The sequence below is a fragment of the Paenibacillus marinisediminis genome, from assembly GCF_054343325.1.
In genome coordinates this window covers 117,988-135,567 of the sequence record NZ_JBTGUH010000005.1, presented here as the reverse complement: position 1 = coordinate 135,567, position 17,580 = coordinate 117,988, and the positions used below count along the sequence as shown (strand labels likewise).

Here is a 17,580-nt window from a genome sequence, read left to right as displayed (position 1 = left end):
AATCGATAATCGCATACGAACCCACGAAATCCATGGATCATAATCCATGGATTTCTATTTTTTTATACAGAAAATTGAAATTACCTATTGCACTAAGTGTATTAAGTGATATAATACACTACATACGGAAAAGGAAATAAGTGCTAATATTTATGGATATAAAATACAGCAATGATTGGAGGGAGACCTTTGGGTGGCATTGAAGCAGGCGGCATGCAGTTTGATCTAGATTTAAGCAAACCGTTGTATGAGCAAGTACTGCAGCAGATACGAGGTTCAGTCGCAAGAGGAGGGATTGCGTTGGGAGATAAAATACCGTCAGTACGTGAGTTAGCTCAGAACTTAAAGATCAATCCAAATACCGTGATGCGCGCGTACCAAGAATTAGAGAGAGATGGCTTAACCGAGACGCGGCGCGGGCAAGGGACGTTCATTACGACGAATGGTGAAGTTGTTGAGAATATCCGCCATACGTTGGCACAGGAAGCACTGAATGAATTTTTAGAGAAAATGCACAGTATTGGGTTCACAAGAACAGATATACAACGATTATTGGGTGAAGGGGACGAATAAACGATGAAGACGGAGTATGCGATTACGGCAGAGCATCTTACGAAGCGATACGACAACAAGTACGCATTGCAGGATTTCTCGATTCAACTGCCTACGAACCGTGTGATTGGGGTATTGGGTGCGAACGGGGCCGGCAAGTCTACTTTTTTTCGGATGATTACAGGGATGGTGCTGCCTGATCAAGGCCGGTTCGAAGTATTCGGCAAGAAGCCGGGTTGGGAGACAAATGCACTGATCTCTTACCTCCCTGACCGAGCGCAGTGGTACAAATACCATACCGTTCAACAAGCATTGGAATGGGGGGACGCTTTGCTGCCGGGCTTTGATAAGAAACGTGCCGAGTCCTTGCTGGATTTCATGAAATTAGATCCAACCATGAAGGTGGAGGGAATGTCCCGGGGGCAAGAGGCGCGTCTGATGCTGACCCTGTGTATGTGTCGAGATGTACCGATGCTGATTCTTGATGAGCCTTTTGCGGGCATCGATTTGATCTCTCGTGAACGAATTATCGGGGCGTTGATTGATAACTTGAGCGAACGGCAGCAAACGGTGCTTGTGAGCACGCATGAAATCCAAGAAGCCGAGAGTCTGTTTGATTATGCGTTATTCATGGATGCAGGTCAGGCATTGCTTCACGGTGATGTTGAAATGCTGAGGGCAGAGCGGGGATCGATGGAGAGTATCTACCGCAATCTATATCGGTAAGGGAGAGAGACCAATGAATAGTAGTACATTGACATATTTAATTAAGCATGAGTTTAAATTCCGCAAGCGAAATTGCAGAAACCGCAAGTGGATCGGTTTTTATGGGGTGGCTATTGCAGCACTTATTGCAATTGCTTATGGATTCCTGCATGCAACCATCGTCTTTCAACCGACAACGTTGTTATTCTTCGTCTTCGTCTTTCCCTATGCAGGCTTTATGCGAGCCATGATGACCGTATCGAAGGAATGGAAAGACGGGACGTATGGCTGGTGGCTGACCCTTCCTTATTCGAGAGGAACACTGCTTCGGGCGAAATATATCGCTAGCGGGATGTGGATGGTTATTTTGGGATTGAGCACTCTTGCTGTCACCGTGGTGGTTGGCATTTGTATCATGTGGATTCAAGGTCATCTTGAGGCAGATGCTCTCTCTGAATTTCTTTCATCCGTGGCTATAGCTTATCTATTCATCTATTCGACATTGCCTCTCATGTTAGGGTTTGGGATCTTTGCTTCCATCGTAAGACATTCAAATTGGAAGCCAGCGATGCCGCTGATCTGGGTCTGTTACGGTTTTTCCGGTAATTTATTAAGTTGGGTCCCAGTGTTGATAATAGGTGATAATTTTGACTTTACAAATTTGCATCAAATGATAGGGGACAGTATGACATGGTTGTGGTTAGTTGTAATGTTGGCGACCTCCTGCCTCATAGGTGCTCTGATGATGTGGATTGCATCGAAACTGATGAAAAAACAATTAACTCTATAAATATTTAGGGAGGTTATTATAATGACTACAGCGATTGAAGTTAAGGGTTTGGAAAAAGCCTACGCAGGCAAGCAGGCCGTTCGAAATATACATTTTCAGGTGCGAAAAGGGAGTTGTTTTGGGCTTCTAGGGCCGAACGGCGCTGGGAAATCGACGACGATGAAAATTTTATCCTGCATCACGCAGGCAGATAAAGGTTCTGTCCAAGTGCTAGGATATGATGTAGCGAAACAGGCGGAAGAAGTGAAGAAGGTCATAGGCTATGTTCCGCAAAATATTACGCTCTACGATAAGCTTAGTGCTTACGATAATCTGGTCTTTTTTGGCGAATTGTACGGTGTCACAGGGAAAGCTTTGAAGGAACGTATCGATGAAGTCTTACATCAAGTAGGCCTTGCAGATCGCGCCAAGGATGCGGTAGGGACGTTCTCAGGCGGGATGATGCGCCGGATTAATATTGCTGCAGCGCTGCTGCACCGTCCGAAATTTATGATCCTGGATGAGCCGACGGTAGGGATTGACCCGCAGTCCCGCAACCATATCTTTGATTTAATTCGTTCCCTGAAAGAAGAGGGGATCACGATCATCTACTCCACCCACTACATGGAAGAAGTTGAAGCATTATGTGACGATGTTGCTATCATCGATCATGGCAAGGTAGTTGCCGAGGGCGCATTAAATGATCTGCTCGCACAGTATGGCGGGAAGTCGGTATATTTAGAGCTTGAAGGGGACGTAGACCTTAATTTGTCCTCCATTGAAGGAACAGTAACGCGTCAAGGGCGGGGTTATAAGATTGAAACGAATACGGTACTTGAAACGATTGGTGAAGTCGCAGAGTTATGCCGTATGAAGGGGTATAAGCCGATTCAGTTAGAGGTTGTGCGACCTTCGTTGGAAATGGTATTTCTACATTTGACAGGCACATCGCTACGGGATGCCTAAAGGAGAGGGGAATAATAATGATACGTACAATTGCGCGCAAAGAAATTAAATTGTTATTGAAGGAAAAGGGTACTTTCTTCTGGCTGCTTGGTATGCCGATCATCTTCATTGTCATCTTTGCTTCGGTGTTTAACAACATAGGTTCCTCCGGCATTACGATCCAATATGTAGATCAGGACCAAAGTGAGGCATCCAAGCAATTCCTCCAGACGATCCAAGGCATCGATGGATTCCATCTCAAAAATAACCCGGATCTAACAGCCGATGAACAAATTGATCAAATTAATAATGGTAAATTATCAGCGCTGCTTGTTTTTCCGAAAGGCTTCGGTGAAAGTATGCAATCCGGAACGGAGCAGGCAGAAGTCGTTCTGTATCACGATGGGTTGAGCGGCTCCGAGATTGCGCCAATGCAGGCGGTATTGCAGAATATTTCGAATCAGTATCAAGAAAAGAAGCTGGAAGGCGTACTGACGGCCGCTGGGAAAAGTGAGGCGGAGATGAAGCAGGTGCTCACACCGCCGATCAAAGTCTCAGAGAAGCAAGAAGTTACCGGTGGCTCGATAGATCCGATCACTCAGATCGTCCCTGGATATACGGTGATGTTCGCATTCTTCGTTATTACTTCTATGGTGCGTCGGTTCATCAAAGATAAAGAATCGGGTATGACGGCACGCCTGACCAGCACACCGATGAAATCGATCAGTTATTTGATCGGCATGTGGATTCCTTATTTACTCGTTGTCGTCGTGCAATGCGGGATCTTGCTTACGTTTGGGCATTTTGCATACAACTTGAATCTTGGTGACTTAGCTGCGATCGGCACGTTGATTCTTGGCATCGCGATTTGCGGTACTGGACTTGGGCTTATGATTTCTCTATTCGTAAAAAGTGAAAACCAGGGAATGGCTTTCACTCAGATTATAACCATGGGTGGCGCCGTGCTTGGAGGCTTGTGGTTCCCGTCGGATTTGATGCCTTCATTCCTGCAGAACATTGGTATGCTTATGCCGCAATATTGGGCGCAAAAGGGAATGCAGAACGTGATGGTGCACGGAGCGAATGTCTGGAATATATTGCCTAATATTGGGGTGCTTCTCCTGATTGCAGTATTGGCGCTAGGAATTGCTAGTCTTGGATTTAATCGTTTTATGAAAACGGCTGTGCATTAACACCAATTTAAGTTCGTAACCTTAACTCTACTCAAGAAAATCTTCATGTTAAAGAAAAAGAGCCGCAGGAATGATCCTATGGCTCTTTATTCTACTTCAATGGCTTAGCTTTAAATTCTGAACGCATTTCATCATAAGTTTTCTTTAGTGCTTCATTATCTACATTGCTATTAAATGCAAATCCCAACTTACCTTCTAAAATCAAAACTATAATTTCATTTTGCTCTCCATTAACTGATCCATTGATCAGTACCAGAGTGCCCTTCTTTCCCTTTTCTTCATAATCAATGGATTCAATAACCTTTGGATCTTTAAGCATTTCACTTTCTTCTAACACATTCGATTGTCCCAGTTGGAAAAGCGGCTTAATATCAGGATGGACGTTTTCCTCAACAAATTTCTTTTTAGCCTCTACATCAGTTGCATTCATGAATGAGTTGATGTAATCGACTGCAAGTTTTTCATCTGCCTTGTTAGATGAACCACAACCAGCAAAAATGACGGACATTAAAACGAACAACACTGCTATCTTTCTCATATTACCCCTCCTAAGAAATGATGTCACAAATAGATATTGTACATGATTTCCAGCGGTAATGAAGTAATAATTATAAAATGTTCAAAATATTGCCTAAATTGGTAGCGGTAACGATCCCTCTCGTAATGGGGAGGTCGGGGTTCAATTCCCTTCATCAGCACCACTACCGATATGAAAAACAGCGCAGCTTCTCGAGTAACCGAGAGCCGCGCTATTGTATGTTCATAATTATGTTTTTCTAATATGTATCACAATTTGGCTAGTAGCTCAGCTTTCTTGGCCTCAAATTCTTCGGCTGTAATCACGTTCTGATCTCTTAACTTAGCGAGCTTCTCCAGCTTGGCAAGAGCATCGTCCTCGTTATTAGCTGTTACGTGAATCGTAGCGGGGGCTTTCGCCGTGTCTCTCAATTTATATATTAATTGTTCGATCTTAACAAATTGATCATAAGAAGCCCCTGTAAACATGACCGTATTCTCATCCCTGGCGAGATCCATATCCGAACTTGTTCGCTTGGTGCGATCACCGCTCCCGCTGGATATAATCTGAAAGAAGCCTCTTGTGAATATACTAGGCTTTCGAAGATCAATAGAAGAAATGCTAGAAATGGAATACGTCTTGATTGATTTCTTCTCCAATAATTTACCTCTTACTAAGTAGACGATACTAGAAGTAACGGCAACTAATCCGTTCATGCCTTCTTCAAGCGCCATAACATCTTTTGGGTTCACTTTTTCAAATAAATAGGATTGTAATTTAGACAATATTAACTCCCCCTACATGTTCTTATTGGTTAAGGCAGGTGTTATATTCTATGCTAGTTCCTACTCAAGTTTGTCCATATGGCAGATAGAACCACATGTAAGTACCTACATAGTTTAATATACTATTTCACATATCAAAAGTCTTTATTTACCAACTTCTATTTTTGATATTTTTTTGAATCGATCCACTAGTTTCATTACATCGTCACACATAGAATCCGTATATGAAGCAGCAATAGTAGGGGAGTAGATAGAATCGGTCTGTGACCGTTGGAAAATGGGGAGCGGCAAAGAAAAAGCTGCCACACAAGCGGATATCGCTCGTATGACAGCTCTATTCATGTTATGCAAATCGCAGGTTAACTGCTGCTTTCGTTTCGTCCATAGCAATCTTGAAGCGGCCATCGCCTAAAGCTTCGATGTTCACGCCTGGTTGTGATTGCGGTGCTAAGCTGCGAGTCTGAACCTCGATTGTCTTAGGCTCAATAGCTGGCGCAACGGTAAGCACCAGTTCATGTCCGATAGTCTCTAAACCGGTAAATTCGGCAGTAGAGGAGATGATCGTCAGCTCGTCTGTCAACGCTACGTTGATCGGCAGCATCAGACCAGAGTTCGCGCCAACTTCAATCGTTGCTCCGTTGAACAGCAGTTCGCCGCGGAAACGGACAGTCGTCTTCTTCGACCAGCCATCGAAGTTGTGCATGAATACGAACATGCTGCCATCTTCCGACTTCCGTATCGAAACATCCAATTCAGCATCAAGCTGAATATCGGATGCGAAGCCTACCTGTTTCATGACGAGTCCAATGATATCCTTCTGATACTCGAAGTCGCCGGATAATGTCATACCGAAAACGTACGCAGTACCTGCGCCAATCTTCTTCTCGAAAGCAACAGCTTCTCCGTTGCCCTCATGCCATGCGAACGCACCGTCTTTTGCGTCATACGTTTCTACTTCGTTGCAATAGATAGAGTCCATCTTCTCCATGCGAGCGAAGTCATTCTTAAACTTATTCAGCACACGTGAGTTAAGTGCATCCATCAGAATCGTACAAGGCTTGCCGTCCATGCCCTTGGTAGGCAGTTCTGGGAAGATGACGAGCTTGCCGCCGCGCTCCACGTAGCTTACAAGTCTACGTTGAACATCCGCAGCCATCCACTCTGTTGAGAACATCCACAGCACAGGAGTGCGCTTCACGTCGATGTCTTCTTGCTTCAGCATATTGTAGGCATCTACAACCACATTATGATGAACAAGGAATTTCACGAAGCTGCTGTTAAAGTTAATTTCTCTAGCTTGCTTCAGACGTTTAGCAACACCTTCCGTGATTTCATTATGATACTCGGTCATGTAATAGTCTGGATAGAAGCCGAGAGTTGTATCGAACTGCGGCTTCGTATTAGCAAGCTTGGAGCCGTATAGCTTCAACATCTTACCGATATGCTGAATAGTGCCATAATGCGGGCGCAGCGAGCCGTCGAGCGCAACAGGCGTCTGCCAATCATGACGGCGACCGAAGATGCCGATGCCGTTATAATTCTCGCCGCCAACGAACATGTAATAGTTGATCGCATCCATACCAGCAGCGACACAAAGGCGAGTCGTCAGGTCGAATGTTTTCGGCTGCAGACGAGGGCGGTCGAAGATGCATCCTCCTTGGAACTCAGCAGAGAACAACGGCTGATTCGTAGGTTGAACAGCGCGTGTAAAGGCATTCGCCAATATGATATCGATGTAGTTATCGTATTCGATATTGCCAAGGTAGTAGTCACCAGCGAACATTGTGCCTTCTACCTCTCCAGTATCCATCAGCTGTGACAGCCCGATTGGATACATCGTACCGCGTTTCACCAGATCCTCTGTATGGAAACCGTGCACATTGATCACAAACGGCAAGTCAATATCGTAGCTATTCGCAAGCTTCTTCAATTGATCAACATACATGCGGTAGTATTGACGATGGAAATGTCCGCTTACTTGCTGCATCGGCAGTGCGTAGGCTTCAGTAGGGTTCTTAAGCTCTTGGCGAATAAATGCTGCTGCTTCATCTTTTGTAATGCCGTAAGTATCCGCGAGCTCCTCATCTGAGTAATACTCACAGAAATAAGGAACAAAGGCATCCAAGGTAGAATCATTAAAGTCGATCTGATTCGTAACCCAGTTCAGCATGCCAATCTCATTATCGAGCTGGAACATGACAACTGGCCCGCCATTCTGTACCTGATAAGGCGCCAGCAGGCCGCAGATTTCGCGGTACCAGATGTTGACCTTGTCAAGGAATACAGGACTCATATAGCTCGCGATGCGGCTCTCATGTCGGCTGCCGTCCTTCTTATGAGCGCAGCCTTCAGGGTAGCGATCAATAAACCAGCCCGGAACGCCATGATCAATGATTTCGGCCATAACATATGGACCTGGACGTACCAGACAATACATGCCTTCCTCTGCGATCAGATCAAGGAAATGTTTAATGTCTTTCTCGGGGAAGGTACGGCCTGTCAGGTCGATGTCTCCTTCTTCCTGCTCGTGAAACACCCATGGAATATAGGTGCTGACCAGATTGCCGCCTGTTTCCTTGATCGAGCGGATTCGCGCTCTCCAATCTTTCTTCGGTACGCGGAAATAATGCAATTCTCCGCCGTACAATATCGTATCCTGTCCGTTAATCGTTATCTTCTGATCATGAATTTGTATCATATGATGAATGCCTCCGATGAATTATTCCGCATCTCAGGAATCGGTCGTCTTCTTCATGAAACTTTTAACTATGTTAAAAGCCGCTGGAGTCATAGACTCCAGCGGTAGTTTGATGATGCGTTATGAAAGCTACCATACTTCATGTCATTATTTCATGCCTGATATTGAGAAGTTTTCAATAATATGCTTCTGGAAATAAGTAAAGATGATCATAACTGGGACGACCATGAATGCTGCACCTGCCATCTGCAGTGCGTAGTTGCTGCTGTATTGTCCCTTCAATAGAGATAGTCCAACAGACAATGTATACAGACTCTCGTCGTTGGCGATAATCAACGGCCACAAGAAGCTGTTCCAGCCGCCGATGAAAGCCAAGACTGCTTGTACAGCCAAGATCGGCTTCGAGATTGGCAAGACGATCTGTGCGAAGATACGATATTCACTCGCTCCTTCTAGGCGAGTCGCCTCGAGCAGCTCAGTCGGTATGGTAGACATGAACTGTCGGAACAAGAAGACCCCGAATGCACCGACGAGACTTGGAAGAACGACACCGATCATCGTATTAGTCAGACCCATCGAGTTAAGAATCAGATATACCGGAATCATGGTAACTTGCGATGGAATCATCATCGTTGCCAGCACGAGTACGAACAAGCTTTTCTTACCCTTGAAATCGTACTTGGCAAATCCATATCCCGCAACAGCATTAAGCATCATGCCGCATAACGAGAAGAATACGACGATCAGGGTATTAACCAAATAAACATCGAAGTTCATTTTGGTAAACAGATTTTTATAATTATCAAATGTGAACGTCTCCGGCCACAGGGTAGGCGGAATCGACATAATCTCTGCCTCTGGCTTGAATGAGGATAGAATCATCCACACGAAGGGAAGCATGAACAGGATGCCGCCTAATGTCAGCACAATGCCAACGACCCACTGAAATAGCTTGTGCTTTTGATCTGCACTTAAAGACTTTGATTTATGATTATTGGGCATTGATTTCGAATTAACAGTAGTTGAGCTCATAGATGCACCTCCGTTTCTTACACCATGTCGGTATCATTTTTCTGCACTTTTAATTGAATAAGCGTGATGGTTATAATGGCAGCGAACAGTATGAATGAGCCTGCGGCCGCATAACCAAAGTTGCTCAATTGGAAGCCGTTATTGTAAATGAACAATGCTACCGAGGTTGTGCCGTCGAGAGGTCCGCCTTTTGTCATAATCATCGGTTCTTCAAAGAATTGCAGCCAACCAATCATAGTTGTAATCGATACGAAGAAGATCGCGAAGCGCAGCATTGGCACTGTAATATTTCTTATTTGCTGCCATGTATTCGCTCCGTCCAACTGTGCGGCTTCATAATAGGACTTCGGTATGCCTTGAAGCGCTGCGATGAAGATGATCATATTAAGACCAATCGCTCTCCAGAGCGCGAGTAGAATAAGCGATACTTTCGCCATCGTCGGATCTGTCAACCATGGAACCGCCGGCAGGCCGACTTGATCCAGCACGTAGTTTAATAAGCCGAGCGTTGGATTGTACATGTAACTCCATACAACAGCTACAGCGACAACGTTAGTTACAGAAGGCAAGTAGTAAACGACACGAAATGCTTTGAAGATTCGCGACGTTCCGAGATTGATCAATATGGCGATGCCAAGTGAAAACAGAATAACGAGCGGAACGCCGATAATAACGTAGAACAACGTATTGCTGATGGCTTTCAGAAAGAGAGGGTCAGCCATAACCTCGACATAGTTGTCAAACCCGACAAAATCGACATTGCTCAGGTTCCCTAATCCACTCATGTCCATGTCTGTAAAGCTGATGAACAGAGCCACTACAATCGGAACTAATGAAAACAAAGTGAGCAAAATTAATGTTGGTGCTATGAAGAAGTATGGAGCTCTACGATTTAAAAAAGCTTTCATAACGAATCATCACTTCCTTTACTCTTACGTCCAGTATAAGTAGATTAATAGGAGCTAACCGGCATTTCTGCCGGTTAGCGGATTATACTAGATTCTTATTTACTAAGGACCTTCTCGACTTGCTTATTGAATTCATCCATTTCTTTTTGTACGTCTGCTTTACCACGGTAAATTCTCTCAAAGCTCTTAACGTATAATTGGCTGATTTCATCCCATTCCTTAATTACCGGTACAGGCGCTGAATTGTCCAATTGTTCGCGGATAACTTTGTAGTTAGCGTCGGTTGTGAATACCTCGTTCTCCCATGCAGCAGTTGAAGCAGGCAGAGCGCGGGACATTTCAAACCATTTCAATTGAGTTTCAGGCTTGCTCATGTAAGCAATGAATTTCGCTGCAGCATCTTTTTGAGTTGAATATTCGAAGATGGACAAGCCGGAACCGCCCAAGATGGACATGTTGTTTTCTTTCTTAGGCAATACGGCTGTTGCCCATTTGCCTTCCAATTCTGGAGCTTGATCTTGGATCATCTTAATCATCCAAGGACCGCTAATGAACATAGGTACGATACCTTCGTCTTTAAACGCTACGATCGTATCAAGTCCAAGATCGACCGGAGAAGATCCGTTTTGGAAGAAGCTGTTCGCATATTCAACTGCTTCTACGAACTCAGGCTGGTTTAACAATGGCTTGCCGTTTGCATCAAACCACTCGGAACCGTTCTGACGAGCGAACATGAAGCCGAGAGATTGTTCTTTAGCATCGATCGACATACCGTATTTGCCTTCGCCGCGAGCAGCAAGCTTCTGAGCGGCATCGGATAATTCTTCCCATGTTTCAGGAGCTTTATCGTAACCAACTTCTTTCAGCAAGTCTGTACGGTAATAGAGGAAGCGAGTATCTACGTACCAAGGAGCTGAAAGGTATTTTCCGTCGTATGTTGCGAATTCAGCTGCACCTGGATAGAAGTTTTCTTGCTTCAATTCAGGATATTGTTCAAGGTAAGGTGCCAGGTCAGCGATTGCGCCTGCTTCACCGAATTCTGGAATCCAAGATGAACCCATTTGGATAACGTCTGGACCTTTTTTGGATGCGATAGCAGTCAGCAATTTATCATGTGCTTGATCCCAAGGCATAGCTAGTACATTTACTTTGATGTCAGGGTTTTCTTTCGTGAACTCTTCAGCGAGCTGAGGAAGTATTTTGCCTTCTTCGCCCATAGCCCATACGTTAAGAGTAACTTGCTCTCCAGTCTTTCCATCAGTAGTACCTTGAGCTGCGTCATCGTTCTTGGATGAGCATCCTGTTAGTACACCCATAAACAACATTGTTGTGGCCAAAATAATCGATAATGATTTCTTCATGCTGATTACTCCTCCTAGTTATTCAAGATGTGTCTCTTTCATTATTGCACACTTTATTGCAGACTTACATTCTGTGAACAATCCGATAGAATGCCTTGCACCTCCACATGCTTTGGTATGATCGCCCCTTAGGATTGCCTTAACAAAACAGAAGGCTCGAAATAAAGCGTTGTCTTGAAACGTTTCGATATGTCAATAATGTAACTATGAAAGCGGTATTGTATGAGATCAAAACGTTTCGATTCACAGTATAAACTATTCTGAAATCGCATTCAAGTACATTTTTCTAAAAAATAAAAACGATTCGATTTCTTTGTAATCGCATTATTGTTACAGTTGACTGTATTAAAACAGAGCTTTATAATCAAATTCATATGAATAAAAACGTTTCGAAAATGCGTTTTTAGTTTTCAATTACTGACGAAGAGCAACATAGAGCCAAAGTTACCCAGTATCATTCAACTTGAAACATGGGGCTGGCCATGAGATGGAGGTTATACCTTTGACGGAACAACAATTGATATCATTAATGAAGCAGATGACACGTGCTGAGAAGATCGCGCAGCTGCTGCAATTGGCACCACCTTTTTATGAAGGTGTAAATAGTGAAGGGCAAATTACCGGTCCAATGGCCTCCCTAGGTATCACTGAAGAAACGGTTCGTAATTCGGGTTCTGTGCTGGGGTTGACTGGGGCTGCTAGTGTAGCAGCAGTTCAAGAGACTCATATGAAGAATAACCGATTGGGTATTCCGCTACTCGTTATGGCGGATATTGTTCACGGTTACAAAACGATCTTCCCGGTTCCGCTTGCGATCGGATGCTCCTGGGATATGGAGCTTGCGGAGCAAAGCGCGGCGATCGCTGCGAAAGAAGCGGCTGCTGCAGGAGTTCATGTAACCTTCGCGCCGATGGTCGATCTAGTGCGTGACCCGAGATGGGGGCGCGTGATGGAATCGACAGGCGAGGACCCGTACTTGAACGGGGAGTTCGCTCGCGCGTTCGTACGCGGATTTCAAGGAAGCGATCTGAGCAATGACACCAGCAAGGTTGCAGCGTGCGTGAAGCACTTTGCGGCATATGGCGCAGCAGAAGGAGGCCGGGATTACAATACGGTCGACATGTCTGAATGGATGCGTCGCGAATATTATTTACCTTCCTATAAAGCGGCGCTTGAAGAAGGCTGCGAGATGGTGATGACAGCCTTCAATACAGTAGATGGTGTGCCGGCAAGCGGCAATAAGCGATTGATGCGCGACCTGCTGCGCGATGAGTGGGGCTTCGACGGCGTGCTTATATCCGATTGGGGCGCAGTTAAGGAAATGATTCCGCATGGTGTAGCCGCTGATGAAAAGGAAGCTGCTTGTAAGGCAATCCGTGCAGGTGTAGATATTGAAATGATGACCTCGTGCTATGAGCATCATCTGAATGAATTAATAGAGAGCGGCGAGGTAGATGAAGCGCTGATCGATGAAGCGGTGCTTCGTATTCTGAAGCTGAAGTCGAAGCTGGGGTTGTTTGAGAATCCGCTGCGCGGGGCAGATCCTGAGCTGGAGCAAGCGGTTGTGATGAGCGATGAGCATCGCCGCGCGGCGCACGATGCAGCGCTCAAGGCGTGCGTGCTGCTCAAGAACGACGGCGTGCTGCCGCTTGCCAAAGAGCAAAAGGTGGCGCTTATCGGCCCGTTTGCGCAGAACGGCGACATTCTTGGGCCGTGGTCATGGCTCGGCTCGCGCGACGAAGCGATCCAGCTTGCTGATGGCATGACCAGCATCGCGGGAGCTGCGCAGATCGCGATCGCTCCAGGCTGCGGCATCGAGAGCGCGGCGGAAGGGCAGCTGCAAGCCGCGATTGAGGCGGCGAAGGCAGCTGATGTGATCGTGCTTGCACTTGGCGAGCACTCCGATATGAGCGGTGAAGCAGGCTGCCGTGCGGATATTCGCCTGCCTGCTGTCCAGCTGGAACTGATCGCGGCTTTGAAGCCGCTTGGCAAGCCGATGGCTGTCGTGCTCTTCAACGGCCGTCCGCTTGATCTTCACGGTGTGATTGATCAAGCAGACGCGGTGCTGGAAGCGTGGTATCCGGGAACTGACGGCGGCGCGGCTGTAGCGAAGCTGCTGTATGGTGAAGCTAATCCGTCCGGTAAGCTGACGATGTCATTCCCGTACAGCGTAGGACAGGTTCCGGTGTACTACAACAATTTCAATACAGGTCGTCCGCAGGGTGCTCCAGATGCCCAAGTGCGATATGTGTCGCAGTACCTGGACATTCCGAACGAAGCGCTGCTTCCATTCGGATACGGCTTGAGCTATACGACTTTCTCCTATGGAGAGGCGGCTCTGTCTGCGCAGCAGATGACAGAAGAACAGCCTCTTGAAGTCACGATTCAAGTTACGAATACTGGCGATCAAGAAGGGGAAGAGGTTGTACAGCTCTATGTTCGCGATCATTCAGGAGATGTAGTCCGTCCTTTGAAGGAATTGAAATCATTCCGTAAAGTGAAGCTCCTGCCGGGTGAAAGCACACAAGTGACATTTACAATAACGGAACAACAGCTCCGCTATCATCATGCGGATCTGCAATATAGAAGTGACGCCGGTACATTCTCCGCTTATGTTGGTTCTAACAGCAGAGATGTTCAGGAGCTTGGATTTACATTAAAGAAGTAGAGATTACAGCGATTGGAGACGATGACACTCATGAAAGCGACGAAGAGTAATAATTCAATTATCCCGATTCAAGCGGGTGAACTGATATTTACGTTTATGTCAAGCGGAGATATTCGCGATATCAAGTGCGGCAACATTATGGTTAACCAAGTGATATCCAATCCGATTGACGGTTCTATGAACAACTTGTATTTGCGAATCCACGATAAGGGTGCGATTCGTGTTGTACCTATGCTGGGCATCCATTCACCAAGCCGTGTAAGCTTTGATGCATCTCGTGTGCTGTGGCAGGGCGAAACAGACGGAGTATCGTATGAAGTTGTCTTTACGCTGACTTCTGCAGGCATCTGGTTCTGGGATGTCCATGTCAAAGGGAACGGAGCAGAGATCGATGTGATCTACGGTCAAGATCTTGGCTTGGCTGATCAAGGCGCAGTACGCGCGAATGAGTCCTACATGTCACAATATGTGGATCATGCTGTATTCCAAGATGAGAAGCGCGGATATGTGGTATGCTCGCGCCAGAATCAACCGATGGTGAGCGGATTCCCATATGCTCAACAAGGGTCGTTGACGAAAGCGATCGGCTATTCGACGGACGGCTTCCAATTCTACGGCTTGTCCTATAAAGAAACGAATGAGCCAGAAGCGCTTAAGCAGCAATCACTGAACAATGAAGTCTATCAATATGAGTTTGCCTATACAGCGCTGCAATCCGAACGAGTTCAATTGCAGGGTGATGCTAGATTCGTATTTTACGGAATGGTGAAATCAGATCATGCTGAAGCGATTGCGGCGGTAGAGTACGAACAAGAAGTGCGCGACGCATGGGCTCAAGTAGAGGCGATGCCGAAGGTAGAAGCTCAGGCGGAGCCTAAGGTATGTGCAGCAGCTCGTCTTGGTGCGCCAATGCATGCGGAGCCAATGACGAAGGAAGAGCTGGATCGCTACTTCCCGCACCGCGGTCAAGAAGAACGGGAAGGCGAAGAGCTGCTGTCCTTCTTTACAGATACGTATGAGCATGTGGTGTTGAAAGCGAAGGAAATGCAGGTTGAACGTCCGCATGGCCACATCGTGATGACTGGCGACAATGCGCGCATGAATGAACATGTGCTAACATCTACTTCTTATATGTACGGGATGTTCAATTCGCAGATCGTGTTGGGCAACACGTCCAACAATAAAATGATGACGAATGCCCGCAACGCGCTGAATGTGTTGAAAACGTCAGGGCAGCGAATTTATGTTGAATATGAAGGCGAGTATCGCTTGTTGACGATGCCTTCTCTCTACGAGATCGGCTTCAACTATGCTCGTTGGTACTACAAGATGGCAGACGACATGCTCATCATTACTAGCTTTACCGCGCTCGATAAGCCGCAATTGCAGCTGAACGTTCGCTCGGAAAGCGGTAAAGCATATCGCTACCTGGTAACGAATCAGCTGACGATGAACAATAATGAGTATCTCGTTCCTTACCGTATGGAGCACACAGGTTCGACTTTGACGTTCCGCGCAGATGCTGCTTCTGACAGCGCGAGCACGCTTCCAGAATTGTGCTACCACATGAGCGTGACTGGAGCAGATATGGAAGTTAAGGATGAAGTAGCGTTAGCTGAGCATGTTCAATCCGGATCAGCATCGCTCGTTGTGCTTGAGCTAGGTGCAAGCAGTGAGTGGAGCTTTACTTTACAGGGGCTATTGAATGGCGGGGAAAGCTCGATTCAACATATGGATGAAGCAGCTGAGATTGCGGCGTACCGTGAATTTATCAATACCGTGATGAACGGCTTCCATCTCTCTCATGACAATGGAGCAGCGCATCCAGAGCTGGAGAAATTTAATGCGCTTGCCCACTGGTATACGCATAACATGCTCGTTCACTATTCCGTACCGCACGGACTTGAACAATATGGCGGCGCGGCATGGGGTACACGCGACGTCTGCCAAGGACCGACAGAGTACTTTATGGCGACACAGAAATACGAGCAAGTGCGCGATATTCTGAAGACTGTGTATTCTCATCAGTATGAGGACGATGGCAACTGGCCGCAATGGTTCATGTTCGACCGCTACTATCGTATCCAGCAGGAAGAAAGCCACGGCGACATCATCGTATGGCCGCTTAAGGTGCTGAGCGATTATTTGCGCGCGACATACGACTTTACAATCTTGCAAGAACAAGTGCCATATACGAAGCGTGAAGGCTTCGTTTTCACTGAGACGACAGATACGCTGCTCGGTCACGCGAAGAAGGAGCTTGAATATATTAAGCAGCACTTCTTGCATGATACGCATCTCTCTTCGTACGGCGATGGAGACTGGGATGATACACTTCAGCCTGCTAACAAGCAATTGAAGCGTTATATGATCAGCAGCTGGACAGTAGCATTGACATACCAAGTGTTCAATCAGCTGTCGGAGGTGCTTGCAGAAGCTGAGCCGGCTGCTGCTGCTGAGCTAAGCGAATTGGCTGCGGGCATCAAAGCGGATTACAACCATTATATGCTCTCGTCCGGTGTCATTCCTGGCTTCGTCTATATGGAGAACCCAGGAGAAGCTGAGCTCATGCTTCACCCTACGGATAAGAAGACAGGCATTCAGTACCGCCTGCTGCCGATGACTCGTAGCATGATCAGCGAGTTGCTGACAGATGAGCAAGCAGAAGCTCATTATCAGCTTATTAAGAAAGAGCTGTACTGCCCGGACGGCGTGCGCTTGATGAACCGTCCAGCTCACTATGCGGGCGGAGTCAGCCGTAACTTCAAGCGTGCCGAGCAGGCATCTAACTTCGGACGCGAAGTTGGCTTGCAGTATGTTCATGCGCATATTCGCTTTGTAGAAGCGATGGCGAAGCTGGGTAAAGCGGATGAGGCTTGGACTGGCTTGCAGATGATCAATCCAGTTGGCCTGCGCGATGTAGTGCCGAATGCTGAGATTCGTCAGAGCAATTCCTACTTCAGCAGCTCGGACGGTAAGTTCAACACACGCTATGAGGCTCAAGAGAGATTCGATGAGCTGCGTAAAGGGACTGTGAAGGTAAAAGGCGGATGGCGCATCTATTCGAGCGGCCCAGGGATCTACATGAACCAGTTGATCTCGAATTGTCTCGGCATTCGTCAAGACGGGGGAGACCTAGTCATTGACCCAGTGCTGCCGCGTGAGCTGGATGGACTTCGCTTTGACTTTATGTTCAACGGCTGTAACGTACAATTTGAATACCGACTAAGCGGCAGTTCTGCAGCTCAAGTAACAATTAATGGGCAGGCAGTTGCAGCTGAAGCAGTGTCGAACCGTTACCGTGAAGGTGGCGTGCGAATCAATCGCCATCAGCTTAATGAGCTGTTGAAGGATCAACAAAATCTAATTGTTATTCAGTTGTAAAATTTTCCTTGCGGCGGTCTTTCGAGATCGCCGCATGATTTGTTATAGTAATAGTATTCATGC

The 17,580-nt window shown here is 46.5% G+C and carries 13 protein-coding genes; 7 read left to right on the top strand and 6 right to left on the bottom strand.

Annotated features, from left to right (window positions below; translation table 11 throughout):
- The first annotated feature begins 213 nt into the window (after positions 1–213).
- The 5 genes from ACXX53_RS13515 to ACXX53_RS13495 are packed head-to-tail and all read left to right on the top strand — an operon-like array spanning position 214 to position 4,164.
- On the top strand, positions 214–573 hold the full coding sequence (locus tag ACXX53_RS13515; protein ID WP_458569336.1) for a GntR family transcriptional regulator: 360 nt from the start codon (positions 214–216) through the stop codon (positions 571–573).
- Positions 574–576: 3 nt separating this feature from the next.
- On the top strand, positions 577–1,278 hold the full coding sequence (locus ACXX53_RS13510) for an ABC transporter ATP-binding protein (protein WP_458569175.1): 702 nt from the start codon (positions 577–579) through the stop codon (positions 1,276–1,278).
- Positions 1,279–1,291: 13 nt separating this feature from the next.
- Positions 1,292–2,047 (top strand): ABC-2 transporter permease, encoded by a 756-nt coding sequence (locus ACXX53_RS13505; RefSeq protein ID WP_458569174.1) that lies wholly within the window; start codon positions 1,292–1,294, stop codon positions 2,045–2,047.
- Positions 2,048–2,068: 21 nt separating this feature from the next.
- On the top strand, positions 2,069–2,992 hold the full coding sequence (locus ACXX53_RS13500; RefSeq protein WP_458569173.1) for an ATP-binding cassette domain-containing protein: 924 nt from the start codon (positions 2,069–2,071) through the stop codon (positions 2,990–2,992).
- A gap of 17 nt (positions 2,993–3,009) precedes the next feature.
- A complete protein-coding gene (locus tag ACXX53_RS13495; protein WP_458569172.1) occupies positions 3,010–4,164 on the top strand; it encodes an ABC transporter permease in 1,155 nt (384 codons plus the stop codon).
- A 91-nt stretch (positions 4,165–4,255) separates the two neighbouring features.
- Here the strand turns inward: ACXX53_RS13495 and ACXX53_RS13490 are convergent, their stop codons facing one another.
- The 6 genes from ACXX53_RS13490 to ACXX53_RS13465 form a co-directional block, all read right to left on the bottom strand.
- Positions 4,256–4,702, bottom strand: coding sequence for a hypothetical protein (locus ACXX53_RS13490; RefSeq protein ID WP_458569171.1), 447 nt, complete (start codon positions 4,700–4,702; stop codon positions 4,256–4,258).
- A gap of 248 nt (positions 4,703–4,950) precedes the next feature.
- Positions 4,951–5,466, bottom strand: coding sequence for an SHOCT domain-containing protein (locus tag ACXX53_RS13485; protein ID WP_458569170.1), 516 nt, complete (start codon positions 5,464–5,466; stop codon positions 4,951–4,953).
- Positions 5,467–5,809: 343 nt separating this feature from the next.
- Positions 5,810–8,164, bottom strand: a complete 2,355-nt coding sequence (locus ACXX53_RS13480; RefSeq protein WP_458569169.1) for a beta-galactosidase — start codon at positions 8,162–8,164, stop codon at positions 5,810–5,812.
- Between the two features lie 147 nt (positions 8,165–8,311).
- On the bottom strand, positions 8,312–9,166 hold the full coding sequence (locus ACXX53_RS13475; protein WP_458569335.1) for a carbohydrate ABC transporter permease: 855 nt from the start codon (positions 9,164–9,166) through the stop codon (positions 8,312–8,314).
- A 47-nt stretch (positions 9,167–9,213) separates the two neighbouring features.
- Entirely contained in the window at positions 9,214–10,104 is an 891-nt protein-coding gene (locus tag ACXX53_RS13470; protein WP_458569168.1) for a carbohydrate ABC transporter permease, read from the bottom strand.
- Positions 10,105–10,199: 95 nt separating this feature from the next.
- Positions 10,200–11,465, bottom strand: coding sequence for a sugar ABC transporter substrate-binding protein (locus ACXX53_RS13465; protein WP_458569167.1), 1,266 nt, complete (start codon positions 11,463–11,465; stop codon positions 10,200–10,202).
- Between the two features lie 487 nt (positions 11,466–11,952).
- On the opposite strand from ACXX53_RS13465, the gene ACXX53_RS13460 reads away from it, so the two are divergent.
- Together ACXX53_RS13460 and ACXX53_RS13455 are read left to right on the top strand one after the other, a co-directional pair.
- Positions 11,953–14,133, top strand: a complete 2,181-nt coding sequence (locus ACXX53_RS13460; RefSeq protein ID WP_458569166.1) for a glycoside hydrolase family 3 N-terminal domain-containing protein — start codon at positions 11,953–11,955, stop codon at positions 14,131–14,133.
- 30 nt (positions 14,134–14,163) lie between these two features.
- The gene (locus tag ACXX53_RS13455; protein ID WP_458569165.1) at positions 14,164–17,517 is read left to right on the top strand and encodes a GH36-type glycosyl hydrolase domain-containing protein; all 3,354 of its coding nucleotides are present in this window, start codon (positions 14,164–14,166) and stop codon (positions 17,515–17,517) included.
- Positions 17,518–17,580 lie beyond the last annotated feature (63 nt).

What these genes read in the sequence shown, in the direction of transcription:
- ACXX53_RS13455 (WP_458569165.1), top strand. Translation starts at nt 14,164, where the DNA reads ATGAAAGCGACGAAGAGTAATAATTCAATTATCCCGATTCAAGCGGGT.
- ACXX53_RS13470 (WP_458569168.1), bottom strand. Translation starts at nt 10,104, where the DNA reads ATGAAAGCTTTTTTAAATCGTAGAGCTCCATACTTCTTCATAGCACCA.
- ACXX53_RS13515 (WP_458569336.1), top strand. Translation starts at nt 214, where the DNA reads ATGCAGTTTGATCTAGATTTAAGCAAACCGTTGTATGAGCAAGTACTG.
- ACXX53_RS13480 (WP_458569169.1), bottom strand. Translation starts at nt 8,164, where the DNA reads ATGATACAAATTCATGATCAGAAGATAACGATTAACGGACAGGATACG.
- ACXX53_RS13490 (WP_458569171.1), bottom strand. Translation starts at nt 4,702, where the DNA reads ATGAGAAAGATAGCAGTGTTGTTCGTTTTAATGTCCGTCATTTTTGCT.
- ACXX53_RS13505 (WP_458569174.1), top strand. Translation starts at nt 1,292, where the DNA reads ATGAATAGTAGTACATTGACATATTTAATTAAGCATGAGTTTAAATTC.
- ACXX53_RS13495 (WP_458569172.1), top strand. Translation starts at nt 3,010, where the DNA reads ATGATACGTACAATTGCGCGCAAAGAAATTAAATTGTTATTGAAGGAA.
- ACXX53_RS13465 (WP_458569167.1), bottom strand. Translation starts at nt 11,465, where the DNA reads ATGAAGAAATCATTATCGATTATTTTGGCCACAACAATGTTGTTTATG.
- ACXX53_RS13475 (WP_458569335.1), bottom strand. Translation starts at nt 9,166, where the DNA reads ATGCCCAATAATCATAAATCAAAGTCTTTAAGTGCAGATCAAAAGCAC.
- ACXX53_RS13510 (WP_458569175.1), top strand. Translation starts at nt 577, where the DNA reads ATGAAGACGGAGTATGCGATTACGGCAGAGCATCTTACGAAGCGATAC.
- ACXX53_RS13500 (WP_458569173.1), top strand. Translation starts at nt 2,069, where the DNA reads ATGACTACAGCGATTGAAGTTAAGGGTTTGGAAAAAGCCTACGCAGGC.
- ACXX53_RS13460 (WP_458569166.1), top strand. Translation starts at nt 11,953, where the DNA reads ATGGAGGTTATACCTTTGACGGAACAACAATTGATATCATTAATGAAG.